This is a genomic window from Salegentibacter sp. (genome assembly GCF_036568425.1).
In the GTDB taxonomy this organism is placed as follows: domain Bacteria; phylum Bacteroidota; class Bacteroidia; order Flavobacteriales; family Flavobacteriaceae; genus Salegentibacter.
The window spans coordinates 1-22598 of sequence record NZ_DATCSO010000013.1; the positions used below are offsets into that span (position 1 = coordinate 1).

Annotated in this window: 16 protein-coding genes and 1 pseudogene; 11 read left to right on the forward strand and 6 right to left on the reverse strand. The window is 39.6% G+C overall.

All coding sequences use genetic code 11. From position 1 onward, the window contains the following. Positions 1–423: pseudogene (locus tag VIM94_RS01665) on the forward strand (tyrosine protein kinase); the annotation flags it as partial. Here the strand turns inward: VIM94_RS01665 and VIM94_RS01670 are convergent. Then, a complete protein-coding gene (locus VIM94_RS01670) occupies positions 420–1154 on the reverse strand; it encodes a tyrosine-protein phosphatase (RefSeq protein WP_332037555.1) in 735 nt (244 codons plus the stop codon). The pseudogene VIM94_RS01665 and the gene VIM94_RS01670 overlap by 4 nt on opposite strands. A gap of 78 nt (positions 1155–1232) precedes the next feature. Between VIM94_RS01670 and VIM94_RS01675 the strand changes: the two genes are divergently transcribed. The 4 genes from VIM94_RS01675 (at position 1233) to VIM94_RS01690 (ending at position 7073) form a co-directional block, all read left to right on the forward strand. Then, complete coding sequence (locus tag VIM94_RS01675; RefSeq protein WP_332037556.1) at positions 1233–2573, forward strand: capsule assembly Wzi family protein; 1341 nt, start codon at positions 1233–1235, stop codon at positions 2571–2573. A 120-nt stretch (positions 2574–2693) separates the two neighbouring features. Beyond that, complete coding sequence (locus VIM94_RS01680; RefSeq protein WP_332037557.1) at positions 2694–4769, forward strand: PAS domain S-box protein; 2076 nt, start codon at positions 2694–2696, stop codon at positions 4767–4769. 114 nt (positions 4770–4883) lie between these two features. Next, positions 4884–6632 (forward strand): PAS domain S-box protein, encoded by a 1749-nt coding sequence (locus VIM94_RS01685; RefSeq protein ID WP_332037558.1) that lies wholly within the window; start codon positions 4884–4886, stop codon positions 6630–6632. A 36-nt stretch (positions 6633–6668) separates the two neighbouring features. Beyond that, positions 6669–7073, forward strand: coding sequence for a response regulator (locus VIM94_RS01690; RefSeq protein WP_332037559.1), 405 nt, complete (start codon positions 6669–6671; stop codon positions 7071–7073). On the opposite strand, the gene VIM94_RS01695 is transcribed toward VIM94_RS01690, so the two are convergent. Both VIM94_RS01695 and VIM94_RS01700 read right to left on the reverse strand, forming a co-directional pair. Then, on the reverse strand, positions 7070–8146 hold the full coding sequence (locus tag VIM94_RS01695) for an endonuclease/exonuclease/phosphatase family protein (RefSeq protein ID WP_332037560.1): 1077 nt from the start codon (positions 8144–8146) through the stop codon (positions 7070–7072). The two genes, VIM94_RS01690 and VIM94_RS01695, sit on opposite strands and share 4 nt — an antisense overlap. 3 nt (positions 8147–8149) lie before the next feature. Next, positions 8150–8971 (reverse strand): phosphatase PAP2 family protein, encoded by an 822-nt coding sequence (locus tag VIM94_RS01700; RefSeq protein WP_332037561.1) that lies wholly within the window; start codon positions 8969–8971, stop codon positions 8150–8152. Positions 8972–9157: 186 nt separating this feature from the next. Between VIM94_RS01700 and VIM94_RS01705 the strand changes: the two genes are divergently transcribed. The 6 genes from VIM94_RS01705 to thrC all read left to right on the forward strand — a co-directional run bounded on the left by VIM94_RS01705 (position 9158) and on the right by thrC (position 17147). Next, the gene (locus VIM94_RS01705) at positions 9158–10282 is read left to right on the forward strand and encodes a vWA domain-containing protein (protein ID WP_332037562.1); all 1125 of its coding nucleotides are present in this window, start codon (positions 9158–9160) and stop codon (positions 10280–10282) included. A gap of 61 nt (positions 10283–10343) precedes the next feature. Beyond that, positions 10344–10583, forward strand: coding sequence for an endonuclease domain-containing protein (locus tag VIM94_RS01710; RefSeq protein WP_332037563.1), 240 nt, complete (start codon positions 10344–10346; stop codon positions 10581–10583). An 88-nt stretch (positions 10584–10671) separates the two neighbouring features. After that, positions 10672–12135, forward strand: a complete 1464-nt coding sequence (locus tag VIM94_RS01715) for a magnesium chelatase (protein ID WP_332037604.1) — start codon at positions 10672–10674, stop codon at positions 12133–12135. A 345-nt stretch (positions 12136–12480) separates the two neighbouring features. Further along, positions 12481–14928 carry a bifunctional aspartate kinase/homoserine dehydrogenase I gene (gene thrA / locus VIM94_RS01720; protein WP_332037564.1) on the forward strand — a complete coding sequence of 816 codons (2448 nt, stop codon included), beginning with the start codon at positions 12481–12483 and terminating at the stop codon, positions 14926–14928. 3 nt (positions 14929–14931) lie between these two features. Beyond that, a complete protein-coding gene (locus VIM94_RS01725; RefSeq protein WP_332037565.1) occupies positions 14932–15855 on the forward strand; it encodes a homoserine kinase in 924 nt (307 codons plus the stop codon). Beyond that, positions 15852–17147, forward strand: coding sequence for a threonine synthase (gene thrC / locus VIM94_RS01730; protein ID WP_332037566.1), 1296 nt, complete (start codon positions 15852–15854; stop codon positions 17145–17147). Before VIM94_RS01725 ends, thrC begins: the two co-directional genes overlap by 4 nt. A gap of 53 nt (positions 17148–17200) precedes the next feature. Here thrC and VIM94_RS01735 read toward each other — a convergent pair whose 3' ends face one another. The 3 genes from VIM94_RS01735 to VIM94_RS01745 form a co-directional block, all read right to left on the reverse strand. Beyond that, positions 17201–18685: a S10 family peptidase gene (locus VIM94_RS01735; RefSeq protein WP_332037567.1), complete on the reverse strand. Its 1485-nt coding sequence runs from the start codon at positions 18683–18685 to the stop codon at positions 17201–17203. Positions 18686–18762: 77 nt separating this feature from the next. Then, positions 18763–20442 carry an ABC1 kinase family protein gene (locus tag VIM94_RS01740; protein WP_332037568.1) on the reverse strand — a complete coding sequence of 560 codons (1680 nt, stop codon included), beginning with the start codon at positions 20440–20442 and terminating at the stop codon, positions 18763–18765. A gap of 137 nt (positions 20443–20579) precedes the next feature. Further along, the gene (locus VIM94_RS01745; RefSeq protein WP_332037569.1) at positions 20580–22580 is read right to left on the reverse strand and encodes a cation:proton antiporter; all 2001 of its coding nucleotides are present in this window, start codon (positions 22578–22580) and stop codon (positions 20580–20582) included. Positions 22581–22598: the final 18 nt, after the last annotated feature.

Consider the following 22598-nt stretch of genomic DNA (forward strand, 5'->3'; position numbering starts at 1 on the left):
ACCAGTAGGAATGATGTTGATGTAGATATCATTATGTCCGGAGCAATACCTCCAAACCCGGCCGAGCTTTTTATGAGCGACCGGATGGGGAACCTGTTAAAGAGGGCTAGTGAGATCTATGATTTTGTGATAGTAGATACTGCACCTACCATGATAGTTACCGATACCCTTTTAATTAGTCCTTTGGCAGATACTACACTTTATATTGTGCGGGCAGAGCATACCGATAAAAAACTCTTGGATTTTCCTAAAGGATTGAAGCAAGAAGGAAAGCTCAAAGGATTGGCAGTAGTACTCAATGATATCGATTATTCTAAATTCTCTTATGGAGCTAAATATGGCTACTCTTATGGTTACGGCTACGGTTATGGAGCCGATAAACAAAGTAGGTGGAAACGTTGGATGAGAGGATTAAAATCTTAACGGAATAAAGCCTTGCTTCTTTCTATAACAGGTTCAATTAATTGGACCTGTTTTTTATTTAGTTTGATCTTTTCAAGTTTTTCAAGATGCTCCAACCGGTGGGTGTCGCTGCTAATGAAGTCTATCATGCCGGCCTCCAGGAGTTGGTTCGCTGCTTTCTGCATTCCCGAACCATAATGTGGAGTGAGAGAGAGCATATTCATTTGAAAGCTGCAGCCCCGATCTTTTAGATCTTTATATTTTTCCAGATTTTTTGAGTGGTAATAAGCATAACGCTCAGGATGAGCCAGAATAGGTTTTTGCCCGTTGGTGAGGATATTAAAAAGAATCTCCTTTAAGTTTATGGGAGCCTGGAAATAGGACATTTCCACCAGAACGTTATTTCCCGTGATGGGGAGCATTTTTTCTCCTTCCTCCAGGGAATCCATCAAATGCTGGTCCATCATATATTCTCCGGCTGCGGTAATTTGAATATCTGAAGGCAAAACTGCTTTCAATTCTTCCAGTGCTTTGCCAATGGTTTTTCTGGTATTAGGATAGTATTCTCCCATTACATGCGGAGTACAAACAAAAGCTTTTACCCCGAATTGCCCGAACTTCTCAATCATCTCGACAGAAGCTTCCGGGTTTGGAGCGCCATCGTCTATGCCCGGCAATAAATGATTATGGAAATCGGTGAAACCCTCTAAAAGATCGACGAAGAATGTTTTTTTCTGAAAAAAAGAGATCATTTCGGAAATTTTGAGTGGTAAAATTACAGAATTTTAATTCATTTTAAGCATCTTTGGTGTGGCTTTAATTATCTGCGTATGAGATTGATCTTTACTCTTGTCTTCTTATTTATTTTTACTGCTGAAAGCATTTCTCAGGATCTTGAATATTCTGCTGAAATAAATGCTTCCGGCCTCATATATACTCAAGATGAATCGCCCTTTTGGCTGCATAGCAATCAGCGGGGAAGAATTGACGAACTCACTAATTTTTCAGGATGGATAAGCGCAAATGCCACCTATGGGCTGGGAACCCGGGCTTTCATGGAAATTGGCCTTGGCGGGCTATATCAGGATGGGTATACCGATAAATTTCAGCTGGATGAAAGCTATTTGAGTTTTCAGAATTCCTGGCTGGAAATCACTGCGGGAAGAAAACAAAAAAACGAATTATATCGCGGCATAAGTGCTTCTAATGAAAATATTCTTTGGTCTCTAAATGCGCGACCACTCCCAGGAATTCAAATTAAAACTAAAAAACCTGTATTTATTTCGGGCAGCAAAGGAATTGGGTTCACCGCGGCTCTCGAGGAATATTTGATGGATGATGCGCGTTATGTGGAAGATACACGTTTACATCATAAACGCTTCAGTTTGGTTTATCGACATTCAGAGCGCTTCGAATTTTCAGCCGGGTTGCAGCATTTCGTGCAATGGGGTGGGGTTCACCCCGAGTTTGGCCAACTCCCTGATTCTTTTTCAGATTACCTGGATGTTTTTATGGGGAAAGAAGGGGAAGATACTGTAGGAGGACAGGAAGCCAATGCTTTGGGAAATCATCTGGGAAGCTACGAAGTGAAACTTAAAACCCAGGTTCAAAATTATAAGCTCGAACTAATTTATAATCACTTATTTGAAGATGGTTCCGGTCGGGTACTTAGAAATACTCCTGATGGTCGCTACGGCATCTACCTGGAAGATCAAAACCCCGGAAAGTTAGTGGAGGCCGTGATATATGAGTTCTATTATACCAAAAATCAAAGTGAAAATAGCCCTTCTACTGATTGGATTGATAATTATTTCAATAATAACCTTTACCGATCGGGTTGGACCTATGAGAGCCGAATTTTAGGTGTACCATTTATAGGTTTGGATGAAAACCGCTTCAGAATCAATAATAATAAGCTTATCGCGCATCATTTGGGAATAACGGGCCTGGCTTTTGATACTCTGCCTTATAAATTCCTGGGAAGCTATCGCAAAAACTATGGCGCCAAAGCTGGAGGGAATATCCCTCAACATGATATCCTGTCTACCTATATAGATGTGAAGGTTTATTCCAATATTTTTGATGTTAATCTGCAGCTTGGAGCCGATTTCAATACGATGAAATCACCAAATTACGGGGCCGGGATTATTTTAAGTGCGAGTCTTCTTTAGACCAGTTTTTTACTAACCATATAAAGGATATTCTTGATAAAATCGTCCGCCATATTTACTTTAAACAGCAAGCTTAATGTATTAAGCAGTAGTCAAAACGCCTTGTCTCTATTTCTAGAAATGGATTTCCCGGAAAATGAAACAGATGATTTTCTGGGTTATTTTCCTGAAAACTTACACCAGAGTATCAGGGAATGTGCAAAAACTACCTTTGAGGGGCGCCTTACCCGTTTTGAAACCGAAGCCCAAAAGAATAAAAAAGTCCTGACATTTAGTTTTTCACCGATACTCTCTGAAAAGGGAACAATTGACAGTCTCAGCTTGGTGATAGAGAAAGATTCTGGAATTATAAATGAAGTTGAACATCAGTTGCGTAATGTTATAGAACACTCCTCTTTGGCAATTTTTTTAGGCAAGCCTTCGGGGGAAATAGTGGATATGAATAAGACCGCCTGTAAAATTTTCGGATATAGTCCGAAAGAGTTTCAGGAACTTGGAAGATCAGGTATTTTTTTGGAAAATGAGGAGTTTTTAGATGGTCTGAAAATTAGAGCTGAAAAGGGTGAAGTGGAAAGTGAATTAACAGGAATAAGAAAAAATGGGGAGCACTTCCCCTGTGAGGTTCATTCTGTAGTCTATAAAGATCACCGGGGTGAGTTGAGAACCAGCACAGGGGTTCTGGATATTTCAGAAAAAAAGAAACAGGAACAACGGGCGGCAAATAATCGGAAGGCTTTTGAATCGCTTTTTCATCATAACCCGGACGCCGTATATGCTTTTGATCTCGAAGGGAAGTTTATTAGGGTAAACCAAAGCTCTTTAAATTTAATTGAAAAGACGGAAGAGGAGCTGCTTAACAGTAGTTTTATTCCTTTTATTGATGAAAGAGATGTTCAAAAAGTTTTGCAACATTCCAGGAAAACAGCAAAAGGAGAAATTCAGCATTATAAAACTCATTTTATTGGCGCTCAGGGGACTAAAAGAGTGCTGGCTGTAACGAACTTTCCTATTTATGTGAATGAAGAAATTACAGGAGTGTATGGGATAGCAAAAGATATTACCGAACAGGTAAAGGCTGAAAAAATGCTGCGTGAAGAACGCAATATGCTAAAAGCTATTATAGATAATATTCCTGATTATATTTTTGTTAAGGACCTAGAACATCGCTCTATTCTCGCAAACCGAAAATTTCATCAAAATTTTCTTAATGTCAATTCTGAAGAGGAAGCTCTTGGTTTAACCCCCTTGGATTATTTTGAGGAGACTAAAGCCAGGGAATTAATTGAAGATAATGAGCGTGTAACTAAATCGGGAGAGTCTGTAATTAACCGGGAGGATGTTGTTATTAATAAAGATGGAAGCCGGGAAACCGTACTCCTAACCAAAGTCCCTTTAACTGATCGTGAAGGTAATATCACCGGTCTGGTGGGCATTGCCAGAAATATTACCTCTTTAAAAGAACAAAAAATAGAGTTGGAGAGACTCAATGAGGAATTGGAAGAGAGAGCAAAAGAACTTTCGGTTTCCAACCAGGAGCTGGAGCAATTTGCTTATATCGCCTCTCACGACCTGCAGGAACCCTTGCGAATGATAACAGGGTTTTTAGACAGGCTGAAATTAAAATATGAAGATCAGCTTGATGATAAAGCTTTGCAATATATTGATATAGCTCACGACGGGGCTTTAAGAATGCGGCAGTTAATCCTTGATCTTTTAAAGTTTTCACGTGCAGGTAGATTGGAGCATAAGCTGCAAAAAATTGATCTGAATCAACTTTTAGATGGAATCCTCAACCTTCAGCAGGAAACTATCCGGGAGACGAAAGCCAGAGTTATTTTTTCAGAATTACCTGTGATAATTGCTGAAAAAACTCCGCTTAGGCAGGTGCTAACCAATTTGATTGGGAATGCGCTAAAATATCAGGCTCCTGAGGTTATTCCTGAAGTAGAAATTAAAGTGCAGGAAAAAGATAAGCACTGGCTTTTCCAGATTTCAGATAATGGTATTGGAATTGAAAAGGAATTTCATCAAAAAATCTTTGTGATCTTTAAGCGCCTGCATAGCCGCCAACATTATTCCGGTACAGGTTTAGGCCTAGCGATCTGTAAAAAGATTGTTGAAAATATGGGCGGGGAGATCTGGGTGGAATCCAAACCTGGGATAGGTAGTAGTTTTTATTTTACGATCTCTAAATAAAATTAGTAATTTTATAAATGCCCTAAATATTTTATATAAGACTTTGATTATATTTCGAGGTCTGCTTTTTGCATGCCTTCGACAAGATTTAAACTAAGACCCTAAGCTTAACCTATGTTTCAAGAGAACGAAGACTTAAAGATTTTAGTAATTGAAGATAACTACGGTGATTTCGTTCTTATCCTGGAATATCTTACCGAGGAGTATTCAAATTTTAAGATTGAAAGAGCTGAAGATTTTAAAAATGGACGCAAACTCCTGGAGAGTAACGAGGAGTACAGTGCTATTCTTCTCGACCTTTCTTTACCCGATGTAGATAGTCCCGAGAAACTGGTTAAGGAAGTATTGAATCTTGCTATTTCATTGCCTGTAATTGTATTAACGGGATATGCTGATAAAAGTTTTGGTATGAAAACCCTCTCTTGGGGAGTTTCAGATTATTTACTGAAGGATGAAATCACTCCCTCTATTCTTACCAAAAGCATCCAGTATAGCCGGGAACGTAAGCGGGTTAGACGGCAACTGGAAGAATCTGAAAAAAAGTATCGAAATCTTTTTGATGCCAGTCCATTGCCTATGTGGGTTTTAGATAGGAATAGTCTTGAATTCCTGAATGTAAACAATGCGGCTATAGAGCTCTATGGGTATTCCCGAACTGAATTTTTAAAAATGAATATTCGGGATCTATGGGCAGAAGGGGAAACTATTGGCGAGGAAATATGGAGGGAAAATAAAGACAATTTTCTTTCATATAAAATTAAGCATCGCAAAAAAGGAGGAAAACTTCTTTATGTAGAAATAGAATCAAATCCTATATCCTTTAATGGTCAGGATGCCAGGGTGACCTTGGCCACTGATATTACCGGTAAAATGAAGGCTGAGCAGGAACTTTATCATAGTCAACAACGTTTTAAAGCCCTGGTGCAAGAGGGCTCTGATATGATTAGTATTATAGACGAGCAGTATCGGTATTCTTATGTTAGCCCTAGTGTAAAAAATATACTGGGTGTTGACACAGAAAAAATGGAAGGTAGAAATGTATTTGATTTTATACATCCCGATGACGAAATAAGTATTAAAAAGTACCTTAAATTTATTGGTGTTAAAAAAACACTGCAATTGCCATCCTATCGCTATAAAAACGGTTCGGGTAACTGGCGTTGGTTGGAAACCATAATGAGTGATCTAAGAGACGATCCTGCCGTTGGCGGGTTTGTCGCTAATTCAAGAGATATAACCCAGTTTGTAAATCAGGAGAAAGAATTAAGAGAGAGCCTGGAACGCTATGATACCGTTGCTAAGGCCACTAGTGATCTTATTTTGGATTACGATATTGAAAGCGATGAACTCAAATTCAATGAGGCAATTTCAGAAATTTTCGGGTATTCTCCCGATAGTATTGAACTCAATGGAAGCTGGTGGGCTTCAAAAATTCACCCTGAAGACTTTGGTCGAGTCAAAGCGCATGGAATAGAAATGATGAAAAAGAAACGAAAATTAATGCCTGCTGAGTATCGCCTGGCCTGTGCGGATGGAAGTTATAAATATGTACTGGACCGAAGTTATTTTTTAACCGATAGTTTCGGTAAACCTAAGCGTATTATTAGTTCAATCCAGGATATTACCGAACGCTATAACTATATTAAAGCAATTGAAGATAGTAATGAGAAGCTACGTGAAATTGCCTGGACCCAATCCCACGTGGTAAGAGCACCACTTGCGCGTATTATGGGTCTGATAGATTTGTTGAAAAATCATAGAGATAATATCGAAAACGTTGCCGAAATTCTGGATAATATCTTAATTTCATCAAAAGAATTGGATAAAGTTATCCGGAAGATTGCTAATAAAACAGAAAAATAAATTTCATTAAGCCCCAGGCTCCCAATCCTGCCCCCTATGAATTTAAAAGTACTTATTATTGATGATGATGACATAGTTGTTTTTATTGAGAAAAAATTAATGGCTAACAACAATATTTCAGACTGCCCTTTGGTTTTTAAAAGAGCTCGTCCGGCATTGGATTTTATTGCTGCTGAAGATCAAAAAAAGGAATATTTGATTCTGCTTGATATCAATATGCCTGGTATGGACGGCTGGGATTTTTTGAATGAATTGAATAATGAGCCCGATAAAGACAGGTATCACGTAATTATGGTGACTTCCTCTGTAGAAAATAGAGATAAGGAAAAAGCTACTAAATATTCAATGGTAAAAGGCTTTCTGGAAAAACCGATTTCCAATGATTGCTGCAGAATGATCAAGGATATTCCTGAAATAAGTCATTTTTTTGAAAAGGTTTAAACTTCCTTTTTTCGCGGATTAGAATCATCAATTTTTTTCTGGGCCCATTCCTTTTCTTTTTCTCCGGCATCGGGCTCTTCCTGAAGGATCTCCGCCCTGGGTTCATAGTTGAGTTTTATATACATAGGGAAATGGTCTGAACCAATTGGACGTTCACGTTCAATCTCCACAAGCGTGAAATCATTAGTGTGAAATACATGGTCCAGGGGCCAACGAAGTAGCCAGTAATCGGCATGGAAGGTATTGAAAAACCCCCTGCCAATGCGCGGATCAAGTAAACCACTCATTTTCTGAAATAACCTGGTAGTACGGGACCAGGCCACATCATTTAAATCTCCAATTACCAACACACCTTCTTCACTGGTCTTAATATCTCTTCCCAGCATCAGTAATTCGGCATCCCGGTTGGTAGAGGTTTTGCTTTCTGTAGGGCTTGGTGGTTTTGGGTGCAGGCAATGTAAATGAATTCGGGATTTATCATCTAACCTGAAGTAGGTATGAATGGAAGGAATATCATCCTGTACCAGGAACTTCACTTCAGTATCTTCCAACTTTAATTTTGAATAAAGATGCATCCCGTAAAGATTATCCTGGGGAACTTTCTCGGTATATTTATAAACGTCTTCGAGTTCTTCCAGGGCTTTCTCCCATTTCTTGTCAGATTCCAGAGTTAAAAAAATATCAGGATCACGATCTCTAACCAGGTCGATGAATCTCTGGTAAGACCTGTTTTCAGTTAAAACATTACTCACCAATACAGAAACCAAATAATCTGAATCACTTCCTTTGAATTTTACAACTTCTTTTTTAGCAAGAAAGGTGTAGGGATAGATCTTTTTGAACTGGTAGCCCAAACTAAAGATTAAAGCTGCGGTTGCTAGATAATGCCAGGTTTCCGAATAATCATAGTATAAAACTGAGGCCAGAAGCACGATCCCTACCAGGAAACAGATCTGGATTCTTGGGAAATCAAAGCCTCTTATCCACCATTGGTCAAAACGTGTTGCCGAAGCCAAACTGGGGAGCAACATCACCAAGGTAAAAAATAAGATAATAATATCGGTGATATTCATATTCTAAAAAGTATAAGAAAGGCCTAAGCCACGAGAGTTTAAACCAGTTCCATTAATATTAAAAGCAGCTGTAGGATACAGGTTCAGGCTTTCATTAGTTTTCTTGTGAATTTCGGGAACAAGAATACCTGTAGCGGCACCTACACCAAATGCCATCAAATTATCGGTTAGAAAATGTTTTCCACTTGTTGTTCTCAAATAGCCTACAAAAGCCGGAATAACCACAGCACCAGTCCAAACATACGGAATAGCTCTTGAATTTGGATTAAAATCCTGAAAAACCTTAGCAGTAAAAAAGGCCGCAGCCGAGGTTGCTGCTACATGCCCACCAAAAAAAGATCTTTGGGCATCGTTATCTCTGCGTTCTTTCATTGGTATACTTTCATTATAAACCAAAGGCCGACTTTTATGAACCGCTCCTGCTGTTATAGTAAACATAGCGCCTACCGTAGCCATAGTTTCCAGGTACAGCACAGATATTTGACCAAAATTATTTCTTTCAGCATCGCTGGGTAAAAAAGCTATAGGTAAAGCAAAGGAAGCATAAAAAGGAAAGTAACTCAGTTCACCGTCTGCTTTTGAATAATTCCCGGCTGCCCATCGGTCTATTTTCCAAATGTCTTCTTTGTCCAGCGCTTGCACTTCAGCTTCTGTTAATCCATCTTTGTTCTGGATCATAGTGACACCCACTGCATTAAGTCCGAGCCCCGTGGCTATCCATATTCCGTCTTTCAGAAGATCGGTTTTATAAGGGGATTCTTTCTCTTGTGATAGCGCAGAAGTACAAAAAATAACAACACAAATTATTAGCGTTAGCTGTCTCATAGAAATTCAATTTCTATTCAAATCTCATAACTATGTTCTTAAATTTAAAGCATTTAAGAAAATAATAACATGAAAACATAAGCTTTACTGAGAATAGTTTAATTGCAGCTGTCTATTAACAAAAGTTTAATTTATGTTAATCCTAAGGTCTTTTCGTTTGTGTTTAAAATGCAGTAATTTTAGAATATGAAGAAGCGGGAAAAAATGCAGAGGCGGGGCTTTGTCTTTAGAAAATTTGAAGAAGAGACTAAAAGTCCGTTTGAAAATCTTTTTGAAATATTCAAAGAACTTATTACTCATACCTCCGGAGACCTGGAGGAGGCTCTGGATTGGCTAAAACAGCTGGATGAGGAGTATAAACTCACCACAGAAGATTATACTTTGGATGATTTTGTGGAAGACCTTAAAAAGAAAGGTTATATCAGGGAAGAAGCTGAAGATGGGGGCGGGATGAGTATCACAGCTAAAACAGAACGGGCTATAAGAAAGCAAGCCCTGGATCAAATCTTCGGAAAGCTTAAAAAAAGCAGCTCCGGGAATCATCGTACCAACCATACCGGAAGGGGAGATGAACATACCGGAGATTTCAGAGATTATCAGTACGGGGATTCCCTGGACCGCATTTCTATGACAGAGAGTTTGCGCAATGCCCAGATCCATCATGGAATAGGTGATTTCAATATGACCGAAGATGATCTGGTGGTGGAGGAAACTCATTTTAAATCGCAAATGAGCACGGTACTCATGATCGATATTAGCCATAGTATGATCCTTTATGGAGAAGATAGAATAACTCCCGCCAAGAAGGTCGCTATGGCCCTGGCAGAGCTCATCACTACTCGCTATCCAAAAGACACCCTGGATATTATTGTTTTTGGAAATGATGCCTGGCAGGTTTCTATTGCCGATCTGCCGTACCTGAAAGTAGGACCTTATCACACCAATACCGTAGCCGGATTACAGCTGGCGATGGATTTGCTGCGCAGAAAACGCAATACCAACAAACAGATTTTTATGATCACCGATGGTAAACCGAGTTGTATTCGTCAGAAGGACGGCACCTATTATAAGAACCCTATGGGGCTAGATCCTTTTATTATTGATAAATGTTACAATATGGCACAACAGGCAAGGAAATTAAAAATCCCCATCACCACTTTTATGATCGCTCAGGATCCTTACCTGATGCAATTCGTGAGGGAATTCACCTATGCCAACCAGGGAAAAGCCTTTTATACCGGAATAAAAGGTTTAGGGGAAATGATTTTTGAAGATTATGAAACGAATAGGAAAAAGAGGATAAGGGGCTAATCAAACTCCCCGTTTTGGGTTTCAAAACACCCCTCTTTGAAGCTTTTGAAAAAAAATAGTTATGCTAAGGCAGCATAGTATTGGGAATTATATAGTGGATTTCTACTGTGCTTCCGAAAGGTTAATAATTGAGTTCGATGGACAAGCACATCTAAATAGCACCGCAGCAGAGAAGGGTCTTAAACAAACAGAATATTTAGAAGCTTTAGGCTTTAAAGTCATACGTTTTGAAAATAAAATGGTGTTTGACTTCCTGATTTCAGTATTAAAGGAGATTATAGATAACTTCAGAACTAAATAAAGCTCCTCCCTTTAAAGGAAGGTGTATAAATTTCGATAGAAATTAATAAGGAGGGTTTGAGCAAACAGAAACGCTAAACAGAAAAATGATGAAAATAGAAAACATAAAAACTTTAAGAGAATTAAAAGAATCTGGATATAAAAGCAAGAGCATTAAAGAAGAGCTCAGGCAGAATCTCAGGGAAAAGATAAAAAATGGAGAGCCTGCTTTTGAAGGGATATATGGTTATGAATATACTGTTATTCCTGAATTAGAGCGTGCTATTCTGTCAAAGCATAATATAAATCTTTTAGGTTTGCGGGGGCAGGCAAAAACCCGTCTTGCCCGGTTGATGGTTAACTTATTGAATGAATGGATGCCAATTGTGGAGGGTTCAGAAATAAACGATGATCCCCTAAACCCGATTTCAAGATATTCCAAGGAACTTATTAGGGAGAAAGGAGATGAAACACCTGTGTCCTGGGTGCACCGGGATGATCGTTTCTTTGAAAAACTCGCTACTCCTGATGTTACCGTTGCCGATTTGATAGGTGATGTAGATCCTATAAAAGCAGCGAATCTAAAGCTAAGCTATGCCGATGACAGAGTAATACATTTTGGGATGATTCCGAGGGCCAATCGCAGTATTTTTGTGATCAACGAACTGCCCGATCTGCAGGCACGAATTCAGGTTGCTTTATTCAATATTTTACAGGAAGGTGATATCCAGATTCGTGGTTTTAAGCTGAGATTACCGCTTGATATGCAATTTGTTTTTACCGCTAATCCCGAGGATTATACAAATCGCGGAAGTATAGTAACGCCCTTAAAAGACCGAATAGGTTCGCAGATCCTTACTCACTATCCTGAGTCTATTGAAGTGGCTAAGGCCATCACAAGACAGGAGGCTGGTTTTGAAGAGGAGCAGGAAAAAATGGTGCATGTACCAGAGCTAGCTAAAGATCTTTTGGAGCAGATTAGTTTTGAAGCCAGAAAAAGCGAATTTATAGACGAAAAAAGCGGGATTAGCGCCAGGATGAGTATCACTGGTTATGAAAATCTGTTGAGCACTGCAGAACGTCGCAGTTTAAAGATTGACGAAGATAAAACCACGCTGCGTTTTAGTGATTTTATGGGAGTGATTCCGAGTATTACCGGTAAAGTTGAACTGGTGTATGAGGGGGAACAGGAGGGAGCAGCGGCAGTCGCGCTACAGTTGATAGGGGAGGCGGTAAAAAGCCTTTTTCCTGATTATTTTCCGAAAATTGAAAAGCTTCAAAAGCCAAATGAAAGTAGTCCATACGATGATTTGGTGGAATGGTTCTTCGATCAAAGTGGTTTTGAGCTCCCGGATGAGCTCCCGGAAACCGAGTATAGAGAAAAATTAGATTCCATACCTGCTTTAGAGGCATTGATAAAAAAATATCAAGCTGAGATCGCAGAGGAGGATAAATATTTTCTGAAGGAATTTTTATTATGGGGTCTGGTAGAATATAAAAAGCTTAGTAAACAACGTTTCAGAAAAGGGATGCAATTTAAAGATCTCTATGGATCCTATATTAGTGGAATTTAATTGAATTAAACACAGGGAGTTGAATTCGTTTTTTGTTAATTCACTCCCTTTTTATTTATCAATAACTCAGAATATTCTCCTAATTATGGAATATCTGTATTTCTTGCTCTTAAGTTTTGTTTTCATTTTTCTTTCTTGTAAAAACATGTACATTTATCAGCATATTGAATGATTACATGCCAAAAATAAACCGCTATCATAACAGTTTTTCTTTTCTCCCCATGGGGGCTGTTATTACTATGATTGCCGGTATTACCCCGTTTGGGGTCTTCAGTATATAATTTCCGCCACAAGTACCTTCGTACATTTTCTAAATAACCTATCTTTTAATTTAAAATTTCAACAATGAATGTCCTGAAATTCGGGGGATCCTCCCTGGCATCACCGGAACGCATAAAACTGGTCGCCGAAACTGTAGAAAAGCATCTTAAAAATGATTCCACCTTGGCTGTTTTTTCTGCTTTTGGTGGCGTAACAAACGATTTGCTCGAAATGGCCGAAATGGCTGTAAAAGAAGATTCTGACTACAAAACAGTTCTTGAAAGAAATGAAAAACGCCACCTCGATGCGGTTAGAGAACTCATTCCTGTAAATGACCAAAGCGCTGTTTTAAGCAAAGTAAAGACCGAGTTCAATCGTCTTGAAACTTTGTATGAAGGGGTATATTTACTCAATGAGCTTTCTAATAAGACCAAACATGTAGTTTCAGGCTTTGGGGAGATTTTATCTTCCCTTATCATCAATGCCTATTTCAAAAGTAAGGGAATTGAAACCAGTTATGTCGATTCACGGGAGTTGGTGGTTTGCCGCAATACCAATGAAAAGGTACAGGTAAATTATACTAAAACCAACAGGAATATTAAGAACTATTTCTCGGGAAAATCAAAGGGTTTATTCGTTGCACCGGGATTTGTGGCCAAAAATGATGAAGGCGTGCCCAGTACCCTTGGTCGTGGTGGCTCGGATTTTACGGCAGCGATTTTTTCCGCTGCCCTGAAAACAAAACAGGTATATATTTATACCGATGTAAACGGGATGTATACCGCTAACCCTATGATCGTGCCCCAGGCGTATTCGCTGGATAAGATTTCATACGAAGAGGCGATGGAACTGTCACATTTTGGGGCCAAGGTCCTGTATCCGCCTACACTTCAGCCTTTGCTTGAACAGCAAATAGAAATTCATATAAAAAACACTTTTAAACCTGAAGAGCCCGGCACTATAGTGTCTAAGTCCAGTAAGGAAAATTTTCGTTGGGTCACAGGGATTACTCATATAGATTCCATTAAGCTGCTTAATATCGAGGGTAGTGGGATGGTTGGTATTCCGGGATTTTCAAAACGGTTTTTTGAGGTACTTTTTCAGGAGAATATAAATGTAGTGTTAATTACCCAGGCTTCTTCAGAACATAGTATTTGTGTAGCCGTTAAAGCTGATGAAGCCAAAGCCGCCAGGGAAGCCTTAAACGAGGCTTTTGAAGTCGAAATTCAGAATAAAAAGATAAAACCGGTTACCATAGAAGAAGATGTAGCAATAGTAGCACTCGTGGGAGATCGGATGAAAAGTCACCACGGACTTAGCGGAAAAATGTTTAGCGCCCTTGGGAATAATAATATCAATATCAGGGCGATAGCCCAGGGATCTTCCGAGAGAAATATTTCGGCGGTTATTGCGAAAAAAGACGTGAAAAAAGCGCTGAATACGCTACACGAACAATTCTTTGAAGTACCTTCAAAAGAACTCAACCTGTTTATCACGGGAGTAGGAAATGTAGGCGGAAAATTGCTAACTCAGCTTGAAAAGCAGGAAAAATATCTATTAGAGAAACTCCGGCTTAAAGTACGGGTTTTAGGGCTATCCAATTCCCGGAAGATGCTTTTCAATGAGGAAGGAATAGATCTGCAGAACTGGCAGGAGGCATTGAATAACGGAGAGCCAACCGATAAGAAAAACTTCTTTAAGAAGGTTCAGCAACTTAATTTGCGCAATAGTGTTTTTGTAGATAATACCGCCAGTGCTGAAATCTCCTCCTGGTACAGGCATTACCTGGCTAATTCCATCTCGGTGGTTACCTGCAATAAGATCGCCTGTGCCGATGATTATGTGAATTACCAGGAATTGCAGGATCTTTCCAGAGAGTATGGAGCATCCTTTCTTTATGAAACCAATGTAGGGGCAGGTCTACCTATTATTGATACCTTAAAAAACCTTGTGGCTTCGGGAGATCAGGTTAAAAAGATACAGGCAGTGCTTTCAGGAAGTTTAAATTTTGTTTTTAATAATTACAATGCCAGCTTTCCCTTTTATAAGACCGTTGAAAAGGCAATGGAAGAAGGCTACACCGAGCCGGATCCTAAAATCGATCTAAGCGGGGTAGATGTCGCGAGGAAGATTCTTATCCTTGCCCGTGAGACCGGGTTGAAACTGGAACTGGAGGATATTGAAAAGAAGAACTTCCTTTCTGAAGAAGCTCTCAACTCTGAAGACAATGAAGAGTTCTTTAGCTTGCTGGAAAGAGATGAAGAAAAGTTTAAAGAGATTTATAACAATGCTGAAAAGAATAATGCTCAGCTAAAATATGTAGCCCAGCTTGAAAATGGAAAAGCCCAGGTTGGTTTGCAGGAAGTGGGCCCAGAGCATCCCTTTTATAATTTAAGCGGAAGCGATAATATCGTTCTGTTTTTTACTGAACGATATCCGGATCAACCTCTTATAGTTAAAGGTGCCGGGGCCGGTGCCGATGTTACAGCCTCAGGGATATTCGCTGATGTGATAAGAATAGGAAAAAAATAGGTGATGAAAGAACTTAAAATTTTCGCTCCGGCAACAGTCGCCAATCTCTCCTGTGGCTTCGATGTGCTGGGATGTTGCCTGGAAAACGTGGGTGATGAAATGCTTATCAGGAAAAATAATCTACGGAAAATAAGAATCACTAAAATTACCGGCCAGGAATTACCCGTGGAACCCGAAAGAAACGTCGCCGGTGTTGCTGTCCTGGCATTATTAAAAGAAGCAGGAAGTAATCAGGGTTTTGATATTGAAATTGATAAAAAAATCAAAGCCGGAAGTGGGATAGGGAGTAGTGCAGCCAGTTCTGCCGGTGCGGTTTATGCCGTAAATAAACTACTGGGTGAACCATTTAGTAAAAATGAGTTGGTAAAATTCGCGATGGAAGGGGAACGCCTGGCCAGCGGAAACGCCCATGCAGATAATGTGGCACCCGCACTGCTTGGTGGTTTTAGTTTGGTGAAAAGTTACGAGCCCCTTGAAGTCTTACAACTTCCCAGTCTGCCCGAATTACGAATGGTGATACTCCATCCTTTAATAGAGATCAAAACCAGGGATTCACGAGCGGTGATCAGACAGACTGTGAGTTTACAAAAGGCAATATCGCAGTGGGGAAACCTGGCAGCCCTGGTAAGCAGTCTTTATACTGAAGATTATGATTTGCTGGGTAGAAGTCTGAAAGATGAAATTATAGAACCTTTTCGGTCTATTCTTATTCCGCATTTCGATAAATTAAAATCGATCGCTTTAGAAAATGGAGCTTTAGGTTTTGGGATTTCAGGGTCCGGCCCATCGGTTTTTACTATGTGTAGAGGAGAAGAAAATGCCGAAAATGTCAGGAAAAAACTAGAAGTCTTTTATGCCGATAAAAATATCGATTTCGAACTTCACCTTTCAAAAATTAATACTCTGGGAATAAAAGAATTATCATGAAATATTTCAGTTTAAATAACAGGGGAAACACCTCAAACTTTGAAAATGCCGTTGTAAAAGGACTCGCGCCAGATAAAGGTTTATATTTTCCTGAGGAAATTCGACAGTTACCGCAAAGTTTCTTCAATAAGATTGATGAATTATCACAAGCGGAGATCGCTTTTGAAGTGATAAAGGATTATGTAGGAAAAGAGATTCCGGAAAATGAGCTTAAAGAGATCATTGAGCAGACACTGGATTTTACTTTCCCTGTGGTTCCTATAGAAGATAAGGTTGGGGCCCTGGAACTCTTTCACGGCCCGACTCTGGCCTTCAAAGATGTTGGGGCCAGATTTATGGCAGGTTGTCTGGGCTATTTTGTAAAAAAGGGGAATCTTGGAAATATTACAGTGCTGGTTGCTACTTCCGGTGATACTGGAGGGGCCGTGGCGCACGGTTTTCTTGGGGTTGAAGGAATAGACGTGGTGATCTTATATCCTAAAGGAAAAGTCAGCGGTATTCAGGAAAAACAGCTTACTACGCTTGGGCAGAACGTTCGCGCCCTGGAAGTAAACGGGAGTTTTGACGATTGCCAGGATATGGTAAAACGAGCTTTTTTAGATGGAGAAATTCAGGAAAAAAGACGATTAACTTCGGCTAACTCTATTAATGTAGCACGCTGGTTACCCCAAATGTTCTACTATTTTCTGGCCTGGAAACAATTAAAAGACAAAAAGAAAGAATTGGTATTTTCTGTGCCTAGTGGAAACTTCGGTAACATCTGCGCCGGACTGATGGCCCGGGAAATGGGCTTGCCTATTAAGCATTTTATTGCAGCTAATAATGCAAATGACGTGGTTACCCGGTATCTGGAGACCCAGGATTTTCAGCCAAAACCTAGTGTGCCCACAATTTCTAATGCGATGGATATTGGAAACCCCAGTAATTTTGTTAGAGTGCTGGAGATCTTTCAGAACGATTTCAGTAGTTTAAAGCAGGTCCTTTTTTCTTATAGTTTTAGTGATGAAGAAACCAGGAAGGCCATCAAAGAGGTTTATCAAAAACATAATTATGTAATGGACCCACACGGGGCTGTGGGATATTTGGGACTTCAGAAATTTTTAGAAGTGAATGCTGAATATTATGGGGTTTTTGTAGAAACAGCTCACCCCGTTAAATTTTTGGAAACTGTTGAAGCAGCAATAGGGAAAAAAATAGAAATTCCTGATAAGGTCAAAGTCTTTATGAACAAAGAGAAGCATTCTGAAGAGATCAGTAATTATGAGGATCTAAAGAGTTATTTAATGAAATAAAAAAATCCCGGAAATTTCGATCTCCGGGATTCTTTAAAATTATATCGGTTCTTTTAATATTTGGCGGGCTCTCCTTCTTTTGGTAAAGAGTTTTCAATAAAATCTCTGATGTCGTCATTGGCGTTCCTGAGGTCTTCAGCCCGAAGATACATCATATGCCCGCTTTCATAGCCTTTAAAACTTAGCCGATCTTTCATTTTTCCGCTTTTATCGAGTTGCCACATAGAATATTTTGCATTGAAATAAGTAGTAGCTCCATCAAAATATCCGGATTGGATCAATACGTCTAAATTAGGATTCTGGGCCATTGCCTGTCTCAGGTTCTCCCCGGTATTGTCTCCGCTGCGGTCCCAGGGATGCACGGGGCCAAACATAAAGTACTTGAGATCTGTTTTGAAATTAAGTTCTTCCCTTAGGTAATGGTTTATTGCAGGAGTGAAAGAATGCAACCAGGAAGTGAGTTCAGAGTTATAATCGGGAGAATCGCCGGCTTCCCTCTCATCAAGACCGAGGTATCGGGAATCCAGTCTTCCCACCGTGTAACCGCTGTCTTCTCTTAAAAGTTCTTTCCAGAAATAACGGATTGGCACTTCAAGATTATTCTGCAGGATCACATTTTCAGAAATACCCGAATAATAAGCCATTTTTTCTGCGGCTTGTTGTTTTTTACTGGTTTCGGTAAAGCCACCTTTTATTAACACCGGCAAAAGTTCATTAATGGAATATTCTTCTACCTCGGCCAGTAGGTCGTCCAGTTCCTTGTCTTGTAATTCCTGCGGAAGGGCATTATGATACCAGGCGGCTGCTGTAAAGTATGGCAGGCGATTGGCAACTTCTACCGGGCCTTCCCGGTCAATGCCTATTTCGGTAGGAGACACCAGGATAACCCCGTTTAGGTACATCCACTGGCTGTTTTGCAATTCCAGGGCAAGGCCTGAAACCCTTGTGGTGCCATAGCTTTCTCCAATAAGATATTTTGGAGACAACCAACGATTATTTCTGGTGACAAAGGTATTAAGCCATTCTGCCAGGTATTTTATATCAGCCTTTACTCCAAAGAATTTTTCACGTTCTATTTTTCCTTCCTCATCTGGGATAGGGCGCGAGTAACCGGTGTTTACAGGGTTTACATAAACGATGTCGGCAACATCCAGGATAGAGTGTGGGTTATCTTTTATGCCATATGGCTGAACAGGAAAACCTTCATTATCTATCTTTAAAACGCGTGGACCGGTATAGGCGATATGCATCCAAACCGAAGCTGAACCGGGACCGCCATTAAAAGAAATAACCAGGGGCCGGTTTTCGGTATTTTGAATGTCATTACGCTTATAATAAGTATAATAAAGGCTGGCAATAGGATCTCCGCTTTCGTTCCATACGGGTTGAGTTCCCGTGGTGGCGGTATACTTAATGTTTTGGCCCTTAATACGCACCGAATGTTCAGTAATTACGGTGGTGTCTACAGGAATCTCAACTTTTTGAGCATAAATACCGAGGGTAAAAAAAAGAAACAGAATTGTAGAAATATATTTCATGAAATCAGGTTTTAGTTGAATTTATACCGAAAATACACTGATTCAATGAATCCTACAAAAACTAACTCTATTAAAACTTAATCATCCTTTCTGGAATTAAGGTTATCATCTTTAAAAATGATGATATAGCTTAAGTAAATGCCCATCACCGCAGCGAGTAGAAAAAATACCATAGCCAGGCCGGGGTAACCAAAAATTGTGAAGTCTGAAGGAACCTGCATAAGCATTGAAGCTCCAATAATCATCGCAGCGATGATGAGCCCAAGTGTGATACGGTTGGCTACTTTTTGAAAGCCATCGGTAACCCTTTGTTCGTCTATGGCATCAATATTTAATTTAAACCTGTTATTGGCCAGGTTATCTGAAATTTTATTAATTCGCTCGGGTAAATTTTCCGCAAGTTTTTTAGTTTCCAGCACAAAGGAAAAAAAGTTCTCAGGTTTTAATTCTTCATACATTTTCTTGCGCATAATTTCATTCACATGCTTTCTGATTGCTTCTTTCAAATCGAAATCAGGGTCCAGCACTGCGATAATCTGATCCATATTCAGAAGTATTTTTCCGAGGATATTGACCTCTACAGGGATATGGATATTATTACGTGCTGCCTCCCGGTTAAGCTGAATTAGCAGTCTCCCGGTTTGCATATCTTTAGCGGTACTGGTTTGGCTATCCATCACCAGGTCGCTTATCTTTTTATTGAAATTTTTTACGTCGGCCTTATCCGGATCATATTCACTCATATTCAGTAAGACATGTGCTGTGTCCTGGCCGTTACTCCGGCTTATTGCAATTAATAGTTGAAGCAAGTCTTCCTGAAGGCCAGGGGTGAATTTAGCCACCATTCCCAGGTCTATAAGTGCAATTTTATCATCACTGGTAAACTGGATATTTCCCGGGTGAGGATCGGCATGAACAAAACCATCGTTTATAACCTGTTGTAGATAAGCTTCAACGAGTTCATCAACAATAGGACTATAATCCACTTCCAGTTGCTTTAAGGGTGATATGGAAGTCACCTTCCGCCCGTCTATGAAATCCATCGTCAGCACTTTGGAGGTAGAATAATCTAAAATAGGTTGTGGTACGATGAGGTTTTTGAAGTGTTTTAAATTTTTACCAAGGCGAAGAAGATTTGTAGCTTCCCGGTTATAGTCAAGTTCCTGTAGCAGGATTCGCCTAAGTTCTGCAAGTACATTATCAAATGCATAACGCTTGGCTACCTTACTGTGTTTTACCGCCATTTCTGCCAGTTCCTCCAGGGTGTCCAGGTCTTCCAGAAACTTTTTTCTTATCCCAGGACGTTGGATCTTTACCGCTACCGGTTTTCCGGAACGCAAAACAGCCTTATGGACCTGTCCAATAGAAGCACTGGCCAGTGGTTTTTCTTCAAAAGTTTCGAATGCTTTTGAAATACGGGTTCCAATTTCCTGCTCAATAATTTTATGAACATCTTCATATGGGATTGGAGGAACGTCGTCCTGGAGGCTTGCAAGGGCCTTTAAATAGTTGTCTGGAAGCAGGTCGGGTCGGGTAGAAAGTAATTGCCCCATTTTAATATAGGTTGGCCCCATATTTTTGAGATCTTCTACCAACTCTTCCGGAGTTTGTTCATAGTCTGTTTCCTTTTCCTCATCATTGGGTTCATCCTCCAGAGCTGAATTCGCTGTTTGGTGGAATAATTCACTATTCCAGTATTTCAGCATAAATCCAATGAACTTTCTATAGCGTTCCAGGTTGTCGGGGAGTACAGACATAAGTTTTAATTAGTTTGATTGTAGATTAAAGATATCTATTTAAAATCTTACCCCCAATAACAAGGCTTTTCAATTATGTCTTTTTGGGAAATATTTAAAATATTAAGGCATAATTCTCTACTATTTTCCTTCAAAACTTAATAAGAAAGCTCTTTGTTAAGTTTGTAGATACTCTGTGGATGTCCAAAAATATATAGCAGGTCGCCTTGCTCAATAACAGTTTCGGGTCTTACTTCCGTAAGATAGTGGGTGTCACGTTTAATGGTGAGGATGGTTAAATGAAATCTTTTTCCAATTCCAGCTTCCCGAATGCTTTTACCTACAATACTGCTGTTTTTTCGCTGAACGCTTATGGTTACAATTTCTTTATTAGGAATATGTAAATGCTGCAGGAATGGTCTGTGTGGTTTTTCCTTAAGGGAAGTTAGCATCTCATAATCTGAAGATCGAATGTTATTGATAAAATCCTGAATCTCGTTATAAGGCACCAGATATTTCTTTAATACCCTGGTGAATATCTCTATGGAAGTTTCAAACTCCTCCGGGATTACCTCGTCGGCTCCTAGTTTCAGGTTTTCTTCTATTTCTCTTACGTAGCGGGTTCGCACGATTATAAAAGCAGTATTAGTAAAACTCCTTATATTACTGATTATCTTTTTGGTCGCACCAGGATCAGAAATTGCGATAACAACTACCCGGGCTTCATGAATATTCAGATGTTTAAGAATTAAGGGGTTAGTAGCATCGCCGTAAATTATGGGTTCCTCTTTTTGTTTTGCCTTGTGAAAAGAATCGGGGTCTATATCAACTATCAGATAAGGTATTTCAGCTTTCCTGGCGGCTTTAGAGATATTTTCACCGTTAATCCCGTAACCCACGATAATCAAATGGTCTTCCAGTGGTTTTTTTGATTCTTCTTCAGAGACAGAGATCTTCTTTAAATGTTCTAGCCGTCTTCTCACCGCTGCCGGTATAGGCGCCTTCAATAAAAAATACGTTATGTCAGGGGAGGCCGAAATCAGGAAAGGTGTTAAGCCCATACTTATTATTGAAATTGCCAGGAAATACTGGTAAACATTATCTGGAATGAGATTGCTTTCCACCCCAACCCCGGAAAGTAATAAAGAAAACTCCCCCACTTGAAAGAGACTGAACATCGTCATCAAAACAGTTCGGGGAGGATATTTTAAAACTAATACGGTACCAGCGATTACCATCATTTTTAGCAACACCACGCCAATAACAAGAAGCAGGATATAAACAATATTTTCAATGAAGAAATTAAGGTTTAAAAGTGTTCCTACCGAGATAAAGAAAAAACTGATGAATATCTCTCTGAAAGGGAGCACGTTCACCGTAGCCTGGTGACTATATTCAGATTCTGAAATAATAAGTCCGGCAAAAAAAGCACCCAGAGCCAGGGAAAGACCGGCAGAAGAAGTAAGCCAGGCAATAGCGAAAATAAATACTACAACTGTTAAGATAAAAAGTTCCCGGCTTTTGGTTTTAACCACCATAGAAAACACTTTGGGAACTATATATTGGGCAAGTAGATAGATCACCACTCCTAAAATTAAGAATTTAAGGATAAGGATTCCTACAGTTTCCATGATGTTATCGTCCCCCCCGGCCAGTAAAGGTGTAAAAAGCATCATGGGCACCACAATAATATCCTGGAAGATCAGGATCCCTAAGCTTATGCGTCCATGTGGGGCAGTGATCTCCCCTTTTTCCTGAAGTATTTTTAGAACTATGGCCGTACTGCTTAGGGAAAAGAGAAAACCTACAAATATTGCTGTATTTAAGGGTAATCCCATAAGATAAGCAAGAGCAGTGGTAATAATAATGGTACCACCTACCTGAATACTTCCACCCAGAAGTACCGTGCGTTTCATGGTAATAAGTTCCTTTAGCGATAACTCAATACCAATAATAAACAGCAGAAAAATGATTCCGATTTCTGAAAGCAACTCTACCTCATGCTGACTGCTGATAAGGTTAAAGGCATACGGTCCGGCAATAATCCCCGCGATAAGGAATCCCATTAAGGATGGTACTTTCATTTTCTGAAACAAAAGTATGATCAGAATTGAAAGTCCAAGAATGATGACAATATCCTGTAAAATTGGGATTTCCATTGATCTCGGGAATTGGTT

What these genes read in the sequence shown, in the direction of transcription:
- VIM94_RS01725 (WP_332037565.1), top strand. Translation starts at nt 14,932, where the DNA reads ATGAAAGAACTTAAAATTTTCGCTCCGGCAACAGTCGCCAATCTCTCC.
- VIM94_RS01745 (WP_332037569.1), bottom strand. Translation starts at nt 22,580, where the DNA reads ATGGAAATCCCAATTTTACAGGATATTGTCATCATTCTTGGACTTTCA.
- VIM94_RS01705 (WP_332037562.1), top strand. Translation starts at nt 9,158, where the DNA reads ATGAAGAAGCGGGAAAAAATGCAGAGGCGGGGCTTTGTCTTTAGAAAA.
- thrA (WP_332037564.1), top strand. Translation starts at nt 12,481, where the DNA reads ATGAATGTCCTGAAATTCGGGGGATCCTCCCTGGCATCACCGGAACGC.
- thrC (WP_332037566.1), top strand. Translation starts at nt 15,852, where the DNA reads ATGAAATATTTCAGTTTAAATAACAGGGGAAACACCTCAAACTTTGAA.
- VIM94_RS01695 (WP_332037560.1), bottom strand. Translation starts at nt 8,146, where the DNA reads ATGAATATCACCGATATTATTATCTTATTTTTTACCTTGGTGATGTTG.
- VIM94_RS01700 (WP_332037561.1), bottom strand. Translation starts at nt 8,971, where the DNA reads ATGAGACAGCTAACGCTAATAATTTGTGTTGTTATTTTTTGTACTTCT.
- VIM94_RS01715 (WP_332037604.1), top strand. Translation starts at nt 10,672, where the DNA reads ATGAAAATAGAAAACATAAAAACTTTAAGAGAATTAAAAGAATCTGGA.
- VIM94_RS01710 (WP_332037563.1), top strand. Translation starts at nt 10,344, where the DNA reads ATGCTAAGGCAGCATAGTATTGGGAATTATATAGTGGATTTCTACTGT.
- VIM94_RS01670 (WP_332037555.1), bottom strand. Translation starts at nt 1,154, where the DNA reads ATGATCTCTTTTTTTCAGAAAAAAACATTCTTCGTCGATCTTTTAGAG.
- VIM94_RS01685 (WP_332037558.1), top strand. Translation starts at nt 4,884, where the DNA reads ATGTTTCAAGAGAACGAAGACTTAAAGATTTTAGTAATTGAAGATAAC.
- VIM94_RS01735 (WP_332037567.1), bottom strand. Translation starts at nt 18,685, where the DNA reads ATGAAATATATTTCTACAATTCTGTTTCTTTTTTTTACCCTCGGTATT.
- VIM94_RS01680 (WP_332037557.1), top strand. Translation starts at nt 2,694, where the DNA reads ATGGATTTCCCGGAAAATGAAACAGATGATTTTCTGGGTTATTTTCCT.
- VIM94_RS01690 (WP_332037559.1), top strand. Translation starts at nt 6,669, where the DNA reads ATGAATTTAAAAGTACTTATTATTGATGATGATGACATAGTTGTTTTT.
- VIM94_RS01740 (WP_332037568.1), bottom strand. Translation starts at nt 20,442, where the DNA reads ATGTCTGTACTCCCCGACAACCTGGAACGCTATAGAAAGTTCATTGGA.
- VIM94_RS01675 (WP_332037556.1), top strand. Translation starts at nt 1,233, where the DNA reads ATGAGATTGATCTTTACTCTTGTCTTCTTATTTATTTTTACTGCTGAA.